This is a genomic window from Legionella shakespearei DSM 23087 (assembly GCF_000373765.1).
Classification (GTDB): domain Bacteria; phylum Pseudomonadota; class Gammaproteobacteria; order Legionellales; family Legionellaceae; genus Legionella; species Legionella shakespearei.
In genome coordinates, this window is sequence record NZ_KB892385.1 from 18,964 (window position 1) to 32,273 (window position 13,310).

Consider the following 13,310-nt stretch of genomic DNA (forward strand, 5'->3'; position numbering starts at 1 on the left):
TCCAGGAGATGCTCAATCAGCGACAGATTTCTTTAATAGACCAAGGATTGAATTGTTGATAAATTGAATTCCAGCATCCACCATTCCTGGATGCCACGGACCTTCGGCCGTGGCACGTAGGTGTTGGGGACTGAACTACTTTTTCAGAGGCACTAATGAACCAACGTTACCTATTAACCGGGCCACCAGGCAGTGGTAAGACTTCAATCCTGACTGAATTATTAAAACGAGGTTTCCCGATTATTGATGAGCCTGCCAGAGGGATTTTGGCACAGCAAAGGCTCATTGAAGGGGAGGGCGTTTATGATAAAAATCCCTTTTTGTTTAAAGAGCTGATGTTATCGCGCATGCTTTATGACCATGACAGTGTTCCTACAGATGAGGTAACCTTTTTTGACCGCGGCTTGCCTGATCTGATTGCTTACAGTCAATGCTTTCATTTGGAAATCGGTTCCGAGCTTAAGGCCAGTCGTATTTATCGATATAATCCCACCGTATTTTTTGCGCCAGCCTGGGAACAGATTTACAGCAATGATGCGGAGAGACGGCTTACTTTTAATGAATCTTTATTATTTGAACAGGATTTGAGACAGGCTTATACAGACTTGGGATATCAATTAATCAATATTCCTTTGCTGCCAGTTTCCGAGAGAGTGAGTTTTATCGTGAACAGTATTACGTCATCCTGAATGAAGGTCAGGATGACGTATTCAGCTCAGATTATCGCGTATGCATTTTTTTATAAATCATAATAACCAAGAGGATCAATAAGGTAATCGGAGTAATAAATAACATCATTAATGGCCATAGATTTGATTGTTTGTAGAGGGCATACAAGGTATAAACCAACAGTGGAATGCTAATCAACAACGGCAGACAAGCAGTTTTTCGCCATTCCTCAGGCCATCTTAAAAGAACTGTGATTTGTAAAATCCAATACAGAGGTACTGAAAGATAGAGCAATTGAAAAAATAAGACATCCCACCAGGATAAAGGTTCCTGCGATTTTGATACGCTGGCTTGTTGCTCCTGGTTTAATCGTTTTACCCATGGTGCCTGAGAATGGGTGCGCTGACTGTTTCCCTCTTGCCAAATAGCAGAAAGCATCATCATTTTTGTTTCTAAGGGTTGCCAGTTTTCATTGTATACTGTCACCTTGAGCGCATCGATTTCGGTTGGTTTATCATAAGCAACCCAGGCTATAGCTTGTCCCTCGCCTTCAGGATAAGCTTGGGAGGGATTCAGTCGGACATTAACCATAATCTCTTGATCCCTGTATTTACCCACAGCCTGAAATCGTAATGGCCGTTCGCTTTTATAGTGGATAAGGACATAAAGAGCTTCATCCTGATACAGCACGGTTGGTGATGCTGGACTGGTTTCCATCAGCTCTACATGTAACGCAACTGCATTTGATGAAAAAAGCAAAGTCATTACCAACATATAAAACGCCGATAATATTCTCCATGTCATAGTATATCCTTGAATAAAAGTGACATTTACAGCTTAGTACGTCAGGACAGTGACGTCAAAATAATCAGGCAGTTTAGTAGCAAAGTTTCGAGAGCGAATCCGAGCCGCGACCGTGAGGAAGCGGAACAGTTATCTTTACACGTACTGTATTTCCTGCACCTATATCCAGATCGGGGTATACCAGACTTCGTGCCTCAACAAAAATTCCGCTCCTTTACCTCATTTTGTTTTGATTGTGATATGCTTGTCTGGCAGCTGATGTCTGCTTTGTTGTTCAGGGAATTTTTGATGAAGCAATTTTCTTTAATCTCGCTTATTTTTCTGGTGGTTGCCAACATGCTGGGGGCTGGTGTTTTTACCACTTCCGGAATCGCGCTTCAGGAAGTTCACTCTGCCCATACGGTGATGCTTGCCTGGTTTATTGGTGGTTGTCTTGCCGTGTGCGGGGCTTTTAGTTATGGAATTCTTGCCCGAGAACTGTCTTTGTCCGGCGGTGAGTATGTGGTATTGCGTGCTTACATTCATCCCGTTGCAGGCTTTGTTGGCGGGTTATTGTCTTTATTTGTTGGTTTTTCAGGAGCTTCAGCATTTTCGGCGCTCACTCTTGCCGCATATCTTTATGATGGGGGCAATTTACCCCTTATTGCCAGTGTGACGGTACTGATTTGCTGGGGATTAAGGTTGTTGCAGTTTCAGCTTGGGTCAATAGTGCACCATAGTATTGTTCTGATAAAACTGGCCATTCTGTTATTGTTTATTGTCATCGCGTTCATGACTGCAACTCCAGCCAATTCTTATTTTGTTGCTCAGGAGCCTGTATCCCCATTTTCGTTTGCGACCATTGTCTTATGGGTTTTTTACAGTTACTCCGGGTTTAATGCGGCTATTTATGTATTAGGGCAGAGTAAAAAGCCAAAACGTGATGTTCCCATGGCTATGTTAGCCGGAACGGTGTTGATTACACTCTTGTATCTGGTGCTAAACGGAATTTTTTTATATTTTCCGGATAATATGCTGGTTTCAGGCTATTCGGATATTGCCGCAAGAACAGCGTTAGCCATTGGCGGCACACATTTTGCCTTATTCATCAGAGTGATTATTGTTGCCGTTTTATTTTCCGGAATTTTTTCCATGTTTGTTGTTGGCCCCAGTGTTTATCAGGCTATGAGTCAGGATGGGCTGTTGCCTTTTGGCACTCATCGATTAATTGACCAGTACGCGGTCACGATTCAAGCGTTGATAGTTATTCTTATCATCTGGAGCACACAGTTAAGAGAGCTTTTGTCTTATATTGGCTTAACCTTGTCCTTTTCGATGTTGATGACAGTGGGGGTTATTTTTAAAATAAAAAAGATCAACTCCCTCAAAACGCTGTTCACTATGATACCTGTAGTTATTTTTACGGTAGCAACGTTCGCTATGATCATTTTAACCAGTATGCACAGGCCATGGGAGTCTGTAATCAGTTTCCTCACGGTTTGCTGTGCTGCGGGCTTATACGCAATCCGCTATTTTAAGGCGTCAACAGTGCTTAATGCTGGCGAGTCTTAACCCTATCTGACAGACATTGTCTTTTGCATGTCAAGGGGAGTTTTGAGCATTATGTAATTGATCCCTATGCTATGTTTCCTGTTCTTCCTGACAGCAGCACGGTGCCAATATTGGGAGATCCTTCGCGCAAAAAGACGCGCTCAGGACGACGTGAATCGGGATCGAAGTAGCACCATCCCGGCTGCAAGCAGACCGGGCTACGGCATTGTGCCACGACATATGCATCGAAAGTATTGATTATTTTTTATTCAAATAGTATAATGATTCCACTTAAACGAAGGAGATTATTATGTTTTTTGAATTCAATAAATTTTTAATGGCAAATTCTGGTGTGTGCGGTGCTGTAGCAACCGAAACATCCGATGATGTTGAATACGATTCTCCTGAGTTTTTTGCCCCATTCGAATCTCCAGTAGATTTTCTTCACAGAACCATATGTATTTTTACCGCACCATTATGTTTAAGTATTTTGGCTCTGGAACAATTAATAGCTTCTGTTCTACTTACCGCTCTTGTTGTAGTTAACCTGGCAGTATTGCGGCCTGATGCTGCCTTTGACTGTTTCTTATCTGCAGCAATGTGCGGGTTTAGTAGTCCTTTAACGCTTCTTGTTGCTGCATTGAGCCCTGTAGCTAATACCATTGATCTTTTCGGCAGCATGGTTTCCACGGCATTCTCTTGTATTACTGATACTGAGAGTACATTTAGACCCTGATAACAACGTTAATGGGGTTACAGTATGCTCAATTCTTTCTCTCGCTCGGAGTATCATATGAAAAATTATGCTGATTTAATCGCCAGTCTCAATCAAAAGAATCTTTTTGATGACTTGAATGAGTTCAGTGCAGATAATCCGCAATGGATGGAGATTACACCAGAACAGAGTGGTGAACCCCATATTTTGCATGCCTTCAAACAAAATGGTGAAATTCAGTTAATCAGCTATGAATACAATGAACCAGGGAATTCAGTCCATCTCGGTAGTGGCACTCAGGCATCAATATATGCAGCTGTTAATTTGAAAACAGGGCAAAAACTCGCCTTAAAAATTCATGATTTACGTGATGCTGAAGATTCAGAGAGCCGTAATGCCAGAAAAGAAGCATTATTAAATGGCAATAAACAGGCTTATACAGTTCAAAATCAAGTTCCTGCATTAATTCATACTTACGCTTACGGGCTTTCCCCAGATGGCACTAAAGTGATGATGCTGATGGAGCGAGGTGGCATGTCTGTTGAAAAGTGGGTTGCTACACAAACGCCGACTTTTGATCAAAAGGTAAATCTTGTAGTTCAAATCGTAGCTCTGGTCACTGCTTTGCAAAAGGCAAACGTAAGACATGGTGATCTTACTTTTTGGAATTTGCTGGTGAATGAACGAGGTCAGTTAAAGCTCTGTGACATAGACACCATGCAACCAATACAATCGAGCGATCGATCAGAAATTGCGGCAGTAAATGGACTTATTTACGCTTTATTTGTCGGTAGGATGGCTGCATTTGGCTTCGAAGGTAATCCCTATTCCAACAGTAAACGTCTGGAATATAAAACGATTAATCTTTTGGAGAAAATTCAATGGCAGGGTATAAAACAAGTTCAATATAGCGTACGTGCTATTCATTCAGACTTAAAAGTCTACCCACCACTTAATCAAACTCAAATTACAACACGGTTACACTCCATAGACAGCTATTTGAATGATGTTACGGCCAATGCTATTTCTGTATATAGGGGTTTATTAATCACATGGTGGAAAAATAAATCGAGCCAGAGTATCTATTTGGGGAATGATATATTAAATAAGAAAATTTATGTCGAACCGAAAGAATTGCTGGAACATCTAACCGATATTTATTCACATCCACTCATTTTAGACACCATACTTGCTGAAAAAAAAACATGGGATAACAGGGATATGGTATCAGCACTTTATCAGCTGAGCTGCGAATTAAAAAAGTCACATTCTCCAGTTTATGAAAAAATTACAGCAGCGTTAAAAAGAAATGCTGGCACCTTACTGCAGCAAATCCAGTACCAGGCAGGGGAATTTGATTTTGCTGCTGATGATAATCCTCAGGAGGTTTTTCGTCTCATCTCAGCTATGGATGTGAATAAGAAAAAAGCGGCTCTTGAGCAATTGGCAGATAACAAAGAAGGGGATGCTTTTAGTAATTTTAGTGATTACCTGTTTAGAGAGAATGCCCTTTCCAGACAACGTTCGATGAAAGATTCAAAAATTGTCGATTTACAATGCCTTTTTGATGTAGCCTTACAAAAAAATAAGCCCATAGATATGCAACTTATTGATATTCTTTTTGCTGATGCTCTGAAAAATGATGAGGGCAGGGCAATAAAACTCATTGAAATGTTTCCCTATCTGGTTTCATTTTCATTGATTAATTCAGCCATTTATCACCATCGCAACAATCTTGTTAATGCCTGTATTGATCATAATAACCTTGATAAGCAATTAATATTGGCAAGCGCTTTTCAAGCCTTGAGATACAATAATAGTGAATCTCATGTCCAGGGTTTAAAATTGTTATTGCTTTGTGATGCTCAGGAAGTGAATCAATACATTAATCGCAATGAAATGTCTAAAGCAGAAATTGGTATGTTCAAAGAGCGATTAATGGGGGCTGTGAAGAATTATGCTATAGATAGACCTGACCTGAATGACCAGTGTGAACTGTACAAAGCGGTCTGTGATAAGAAGGGCGCAGTAGGGAGAATTATGAATACTATGACAGGAACATTTCAATTCACTCTATCTTTTAATTACAACACGACAAGACCTATGCAGGAGCTGGAAAGCGCATATGAAAATCTGCAAGGCAGGGTAGGGAGCTCACTGCCATTAAGTTAAGGAATTTCTCCGCGATTTGTAGCCCGTATTAGGCGTTAGCCGTAATACGGGAATGAGGTTCATTACCACTTTGATCCCGTATTACGCTTCGCTAATACGGGCTACGAAACAAATTAAAGCACGAAACCTGGTTCATCGGTAACGGTATTGGATGCAGGTACAGGCGGTTCTCCACCGAAGAAAATAATCTGGGATGAACCTGGATTTTGATACAAATCCTGATAACTGACTCGATTTTCCCTTACATTTTCTGGTGTAATCGCATCGCGTTGCTGTATTAAACGCTCCGTTGCTGCTGTTTTTTCTCTAACTTCTTCCTTGTTTTTGCTGAGTTCAAGAGATAATTTTTCAATATCTTGCTCCAGGCCAGCAATAGCACGATTCAATTCACCAGTTTCAGTAGAGCGAGCGTTCTTCTGACCATTGGCTAAAACAATAGCGGCCTCGTTGTTATTGTATTGATAACAATTAACAGCAAAAGTAATGCCCATTACTATAGGAGCTAACACTAAACCGGCAACAGCAATTCCAGCTAAGGTAAGAGCAAGGGCAAAAGCGGCGGTCGGAAGCGTTGTGACAAAAGTGATGAGAGCTGCAATACTCAGATCGAGAGCCCATGCGCTGATACCCACTACCGCAGCACCAGCAGCCAGTGTTCCCCAGCCAATCAAAACCCCTTTAAAAAAGCTCATATGAACCTCATGAGCCTGTTCAAACTCTTCTTTTTTAGTCGCTAACTCTTCCAGTTCCCGATTAATTCCATCGTGTTGTGCCACGGTCTGCTCAAGTCGTCTTTTCTTTTCGGCATGCAGTGATTTTGTGTGTTGCAAAGAGGATTCTGTCTTAGTCAGCGTCTGCTCAGCTTGATTTTGCTGCTCGCTTGCTGCAGTGCATTTAATATGGGCTAAATGAATAGCGTATAAAGCTAAAGCTTCATCACTGGCTGTTGAAGCCTTCTTTTTGGTTTCAACCAGGGTTTTGATGTACACAGCATCCGCAATATCATACGCATCAGAGCATTTTTCCAATCGGGTTTGATCTATTTGCCGATAATTACTTTGAATAGCAAGATTGAGAGAATGGGCGTTGAGAGCAGACAAGGCCTGCACATAATCCACATTGTCTTTATTCGTATCTCTGTACGTACGCTTTGCAAGACGTTCCTGGCGAGCTTTTTCTCGTTGCGGTAATTCAATATCCAGTGTTCTGTTTAAGCGATTATATTCCCTTTGAATGTCTGCTACTAAAGACTCTTGCTGTTCTTTACTTGTCTGGACAGGCTTGAGTACGCTTTCCAGACGATCAAGTTCTGCTTTGGAGAGTGCAATTTTAATTTTTAAAGCATTTAACTGTTCTTGCCGGGCTGACAGGTTTGCAGAAATTGCTCTTGCTGCATCTCTTGATTGCTGGAGTTGAGCTGGAATGATGTTCAGAACTTCATTTTGCAGGAGTTGTTTTCTGAGTAGTGTAGCATTTATCGTAGACACCGTTCTGTCTATTTGATTCCTCAGCGCGAGCATTCTCTCTGCTGGATTGGGTACAGGGAAAGGAGCAGGTGAGGTTGTTACTCTGGATGAGGGATTATTCACCACTGAAGGTTCGGAATGCCCCTGAGTGTTAGCAGCAGTAGGGTGTTGATGAGTTTGGCCCTGGTTTTTTGCTGCCAATTCCTGCTGTTGCAGGAAATCAAACTCTCTTTGCGCCTGGTTGCGTTGTTGCTCAAGTGCTTGAATTTCTGCCTCCAGACGAGTTACTTCTGAGGCTTTTTGGGCGAATAACTGTTCATTCTTTCGTTGTAACAGGCTATTTTCGTTTAATGAGCGTTGCAATGATTCCAAATCTTTTATGAGAAGGTTTATCTCCGCATCCAGTTCATCATGTCCCTTTTGTTGACCATCAAATTGCTTTTTTGCTTGCTCAAATGAGGCAAGTGATGGAATAAGCTTTTGCTTTTGTTCTTCAAGATGGTTTCTGGTTTCAGGTAACAATGATTGTGTTTTGGTTTTTAATTCTGCGTCAATCACTGTTTCGCTGGCATCTCTTTGTGCCTCTTCCTGATCTTGTTTTACCTGTGCTGCGCGCGCTTCGCGGATAAGCTGGTCTTTTGTTGCTGAATGCTCAGCATCAGCTAAATTTTTTAAGGAACCTTGTAATTTGATTATCAGCTCTTCTGGTGGTTTTCCCTGAAGTATTGAGGAGCGTAATACCTCATATCCAAGCTGGTTTTGAATCATTTCACTGACATGTTCTGCTACTAATTCGTCCAGATCACATTGGGTCAAGCTCATTACATCTACTCCTTTAAATATTAAACAACCTGCGCGCATTTTCTCATAAAAAAATCTTTTAGCAACAGAATGGTTTTTAAATAAATTTAAAATGTAGCCTTGATGCAGCGACAGTGTTTTAAAAATCAAGTTGCGTTAGTATCTCTTACGCTTTATTTAGTAAGAGAAAAACACTATAATGTATCATTTTGCTTGTTATTTGAAATAACTTGTTGATAATTTAACTTTTTGTAGAAATTTTTATGCCTAATTTTTTTATGCCACGTAAAGGCATTCGAACTGTCAAACGTTCTTCTTCGCGAAGTGCTTCAAAACCGCTCGCGAAACGCGAATTTCATACAGCAAAACCAAATAGAGTAGACCAGCAAGGTTTTTCATTAAGCTTCAATGGTCGAGATTATTCTAATCTTTGTTTTGACAGGTACCGACGATTTCACCCTAATAGCCCGATTATTGGTAATGCAGTACTGCATTATAATGGTAAGGAAGTCACCGCCAGCCAATATGAAATGCCCTCTGGCGCAGAGAATGCACCGCAATGGCAACCTCTTGTTGATATCCAGCAAGTAAATCGGTACGGAACTACAGCCTATAAAGCTCAAACATTAGATGGAGTGACCCTGTTCTCTAACCGAGGCTACAAATTCACTGACTGGAATAATCGTATTCATGAAATACGCCCGTTTTCACTTCATACTTCTTCTTATCAGGAGCCTTATTGGGGCAGTTCCAGATTATTTTCTATAACTGAAACCCCGGTTGATGAGCAAATCATCCGTGGGGGCAGCGAGGTAGCAGTTGAGCCTCACACTATTGCTACCCGGACAACGCGCTCTGTAAGCCAGAAAAGCGTCATGCACTACACCGCCTTGCAGGCATTCGAGTCTTTTTATATTGAGTATGGAAGTCAATTGACTGCAGAAATGGATGTTGCCTTTCGCAGAATTATTAATGCAGAATTTCGTGGCTCAGCTTCAAGCAAATTTTATCCTGAATGGCACCATGCAGTAGGGCACTCTTTGGCACCTTCATGGATGAATCCACAGGAAAAAGCCAATCTTGGGGGCGGACCTCGGTGGTCAAACACAATGATGATGGTCTTGGAAAACCTTTGCCGATGGCATGCCACGCAAAGCCAGGAAGTTGATGTTGCTATCACCCCTACGTTCTTTATGTTATTTGCCAGTGATTTGATTGAAAAAATTCACTATGAGGCGAGTTTATCCTATAGGCAGCGTCAAATAAAATTTAGCCATACTATTGAACCTTTACGCCAGATTGATCCCATCATTCCCCAGGCCAGTGATGTTGCTCAGATTACCGGGATTACCCAGTCGCTTTTCGCCAATGTCATACCTCATCTCAGTACCAAAGTGGCCAATGCGGATTTGAAATCTATCAAGTCGCTTGTGGGAGAAAAACACCCAGAGCCATTTAATCAGAACTCGTTCAGATTATAAGCTCTGTAGCCCGGTCTGCTTGCAGCCGGGATCGGGCTACGCAGCCGGTGCGATATTGTTTGATTCCAATTCATGTTCAGCCTGTTCTTCTATTTTTTGGAACACACTCTTTAAACTGCTGCTATGCGTGTTTAGCTCCTGGATGTAAGGATAGAGCGCGCTGATTGTTTGTGGCGAAAAAATCAGTTCTTCGAGCAAATACACTGCATGCTGATAATTCAACTTTCTATTTTCAGCTCTGGATTTTGAAAAGAATACAAAGCCTTGACCAAATTTAATTTCTTCAGAATCGTTTTTTGGATAGGACTCAATTCGTTCAATATATTTTTTTAAGATACGAATTAAATAAACTCGTTCATGATGTTCTCCGTTGGCGTCATGTTCCTGAGACAAACCGTTGAGGAGAAGGGTAATAGTATGAGGGGCTGCGTGCGTCATTAATCGTGAGTGATAATTCCGCGCCAGAGCACTTTGCAGAAGTCCGGCATTATTTAATGCTTCCAATGCCTGAGCTGTTGCAAGCGGATTGGCATGATTTTTTACCATGTCACAATTCAATGATGCCGACGTATTCGTTAATAAACCACTTCGCTCCAGCACTACAAAAGCCCTGGCGAGTAGCATCGGGCTCTGATGCCTGATGAGCAGTTCCAGATTATTGAGTCCAAAGTCTTGAGTTAATAAAGCTGCTTCATTCAAGGCGCTCATTGCATCGGAGAGAGCAGTAAGATTCTCATGTACGATGAGTAAATCAAACACTATTTGCGCCCTGCTGGAAGAGAATAATCCTGTATTAGCCAGCTGCTCCATTATATGAATGAGAAACGTTACGTTTTTATGGTGCATGAGCAACTCAAAATTGATCGGAAATAAATCAGCAGTTAATAAAGGTGTATTGATTAAAGCTTCCAATATAAAAGCTATTGCAAGAGGCGTTTGATGCCTTAGTAATGGATTGATATACATCCATAATCTGGCCTCAGTCCCGCTGAATTTTTCTATGCTTGCGAATACCGAAATGATTTTTGCTGCCACTAATGGATCTTGAGCGCAAGCAATGATATGAAGATAGTGCCAAAAATTAAAATCAGTGAACAGGTGATTATCATGCAATTGAACAAGTGCCTCTGCTGCATGTAAGGGTTTAGCATGAGTTATTACCATTCTTTGGTAAACATGGACATTGATACCTTCCAGTAATTTATTGTTTCTTAGCAGGTCTATTGCATTGAAAATAGCCATGGGATTCTGATGAGCTAAAATAGCACTTTTAAATAGCCACATATCCAGACTGCTCGCATAATTCATTCGATTGAAGCTAATCAATGCGCAGGACGCTGCTGTTGGATTGCTATGGGTAAAGACTATGTCTCTGTATTCGTGATTTAATAAATCTGCCTCATTTAATTCTATTAATGCTTTAACAAAAGCAAGAGGTGTTGGGCTCTTCAGCAATTTATCTCTGTTGATATGAGCCTCAAAACCAGTCAATAAACCTGCCTGATTTAATTGTATTAAAGCGCTTGCCATCAACAGGGGATCCGGATGGTTGCTCACTATATGTCGGTTGCGCTGTGCTCCAATCCCTGTTAATAAGCCCTCATTATGTAATGCAATGAGTGCCATGGCGACATTCCATGGGGAGACATGATGAAGCAATGCATTGAAATTAGCCTGAGTATTCGTACCTGTTAACAGGCCACGGAGGTGCAATTCCTCAAGTGCATCGGTCAGAAGTTGCATTTGATGAATTGAATAACGGCGGATAGACCAGCGATTGGCTTGAGTATCTGCTCCGTTCAATACGCCAAACTGATCAAAGAGCCACAGGGTAATCGCAGCTTTATAAGGATATGTGTGTATTAAAATAAGCCTGAGATTGTCGTGTCCAAAGATTCCGGTAAGTAAATTAGCATTGTTCATACACCAGAGTGTGGTAAGCAACTCCTCTATTTTTTTATGGGTTATAATCCGGCTAACGTGTTCCCTATGAAACAGGTCATTGCTTTCTATAATCTCCAGTGCTTCCTTAATCTCATCAGAGAAATTTTCATAATGTCTATTAAAATATCCCCAATCTGTATCGTCAATTACTTGCAGAGCTATGGATACTAGTGCAGTTGAATATTCCATTGGGTATTCGTGGCTGATAATGGCATTAAAATGGAACAGTGCCATGGGCGGAGTGAACGAACTTGCGGTATACAAGTGCCCTAATGCGGCATGCACTTCGATTGGTTTTTTAGAGTTCAGGACTGCGTCAACGCATTGTGCGCCATGGGGGGATGTTAATAATCCGGCCTGATTCAGGGTAAGTATGGTACTTGCAACAATAGCAGGCACACTATGTTCGGTAATCGCATTAAAATATTTTTGTATCGATACAGATGTAGCCAGACCTGAATTTACCAATGCTTGCATTGCTTCTATAATAGTTTGGGGTTTTGTCATTCTGGCCAGCATTTTCCCATTTATCAATCCCAGATGTGATGTTAAAAGACCCAGATCTTTCAATGATAAAAGAGCAAGCCCCATAGCCTCTGGATTCTCATGACCTATTAATGTCTCAAAATGTACTTGCGCAGCATCCGCATCGTCGAATATTTTGTTTCTTTCCATAGTAAAAAAAACATTAAAAAGAATGGTCGGGGCTGAATGTTTCGCAATGGCGCGACGATTTGCAGCAGCTTTACTATTAGTCAATAATCCTTTCCTGGTGAGCTGGATTATAAGATCTGCAATAATACCTGGGTTTTTATGTCCAACCGTTAAATCAAGATTTTCCTGTGAATCGGTAAGTAATCCCGCTGTTTCCAAATTACTGAGTGCCCTTACAAGGGAGGGTAGGTGGTTATGTCTGGCTATCAAAGCCTGATTGGTTTTTCCCTGGTCATCATTAAGCAAGTTGCAATGATGCAGAATAGCCAGAAGCTGAGCCATTTTATAGGGACTTTCATGTGTTGCGATGCATTGAAAACAGGGGCCCGATAAATCAGGATCCAATAAATTGGATTGCATCAGGAATTTTAATGCGTTGGCAAAATCAAGAGGATTTTCATGCCAGATAATCGTTTCCTGAATACGATTAAATTCTGTGTCTGTCCATAAGCCAGATGTGTGCAGGGGCAAAAGGGCAATAACGGCTTCGTAAGGTTTTAAAGCCATGAGGCTTATTTTGCTCCATTGAGCATCAGCTACACAATTGTCTTTGATAAACAGCAAAGCCTTGGCCACTTCCTCGGGTCTTACATGTCTGGCCAGAGTGTCTAAATATTCTTGACCCGACAGGCCACGCAATAATCTTGCAGAAGAGAGCAATTCAATAACAGGTACCAGAGCATTTATGTTTTCATGTCGAATAATGAGATTAAAATTTAACCATCCAGACCTTGGATTCAATAAATTGTCTTGGCTTAATAAATACAATGCTCTGTTAACTTGCCCCAGTGATTGGTGTTGGAGCAGGTATTTGTGGATACTGTATAAACGGGGGTTATCCAATAAATTGGCACTATTCATTATCGAAATAATATGCCTTATTTCGAGCTTAAAGGGATGATCACTAATTTTATTGTGTAGCCAATGCGGTAATAAAATTGCGTTAAATGACATACTGAATACCCTGATTGTAAGATTACATATTAGTAACAGATGGATTTAAGTACTGCTGAG

The 13,310-nt window shown here is 41.1% G+C and carries 8 protein-coding genes; 5 read left to right on the plus strand and 3 right to left on the minus strand.

The window, feature by feature from the left end:
* Positions 1-155: 155 nt before the first annotated feature.
* A complete protein-coding gene (locus B094_RS0103105; RefSeq protein WP_018576334.1) occupies positions 156-689 on the plus strand; it encodes an AAA family ATPase in 534 nt (177 codons plus the stop codon).
* A gap of 31 nt (positions 690-720) precedes the next feature.
* On the opposite strand, the gene B094_RS0103110 is transcribed toward B094_RS0103105, so the two are convergent.
* Entirely contained in the window at positions 721-1,473 is a 753-nt protein-coding gene (locus tag B094_RS0103110) for a hypothetical protein (protein WP_018576335.1), read from the minus strand.
* A 288-nt stretch (positions 1,474-1,761) separates the two neighbouring features.
* On the opposite strand from B094_RS0103110, the gene B094_RS0103115 reads away from it, so the two are divergent.
* The 3 genes from B094_RS0103115 to B094_RS0103125 all read left to right on the plus strand — a co-directional run bounded on the left by B094_RS0103115 (position 1,762) and on the right by B094_RS0103125 (position 5,890).
* Positions 1,762-3,024 (plus strand): APC family permease, encoded by a 1,263-nt coding sequence (locus B094_RS0103115; RefSeq protein WP_162263947.1) that lies wholly within the window; start codon positions 1,762-1,764, stop codon positions 3,022-3,024.
* A 289-nt stretch (positions 3,025-3,313) separates the two neighbouring features.
* Positions 3,314-3,739, plus strand: a complete 426-nt coding sequence (locus B094_RS0103120; protein ID WP_018576337.1) for a hypothetical protein — start codon at positions 3,314-3,316, stop codon at positions 3,737-3,739.
* Between the two features lie 57 nt (positions 3,740-3,796).
* A complete protein-coding gene (locus B094_RS0103125) occupies positions 3,797-5,890 on the plus strand; it encodes a protein kinase domain-containing protein (RefSeq protein ID WP_018576338.1) in 2,094 nt (697 codons plus the stop codon).
* Between the two features lie 113 nt (positions 5,891-6,003).
* Here B094_RS0103125 and B094_RS0103130 read toward each other — a convergent pair whose 3' ends face one another.
* Positions 6,004-8,178: a coiled-coil domain-containing protein gene (locus B094_RS0103130; RefSeq protein ID WP_155823535.1), complete on the minus strand. Its 2,175-nt coding sequence runs from the start codon at positions 8,176-8,178 to the stop codon at positions 6,004-6,006.
* A 242-nt stretch (positions 8,179-8,420) separates the two neighbouring features.
* On the opposite strand from B094_RS0103130, the gene B094_RS0103135 reads away from it, so the two are divergent.
* Positions 8,421-9,638 carry a hypothetical protein gene (locus tag B094_RS0103135; RefSeq protein WP_018576340.1) on the plus strand — a complete coding sequence of 406 codons (1,218 nt, stop codon included), beginning with the start codon at positions 8,421-8,423 and terminating at the stop codon, positions 9,636-9,638.
* 36 nt (positions 9,639-9,674) lie between these two features.
* Here B094_RS0103135 and B094_RS0103140 read toward each other — a convergent pair whose 3' ends face one another.
* Complete coding sequence (locus B094_RS0103140; RefSeq protein ID WP_018576341.1) at positions 9,675-13,250, minus strand: hypothetical protein; 3,576 nt, start codon at positions 13,248-13,250, stop codon at positions 9,675-9,677.
* Between the last annotated feature and the right edge of the window lie 60 nt (positions 13,251-13,310).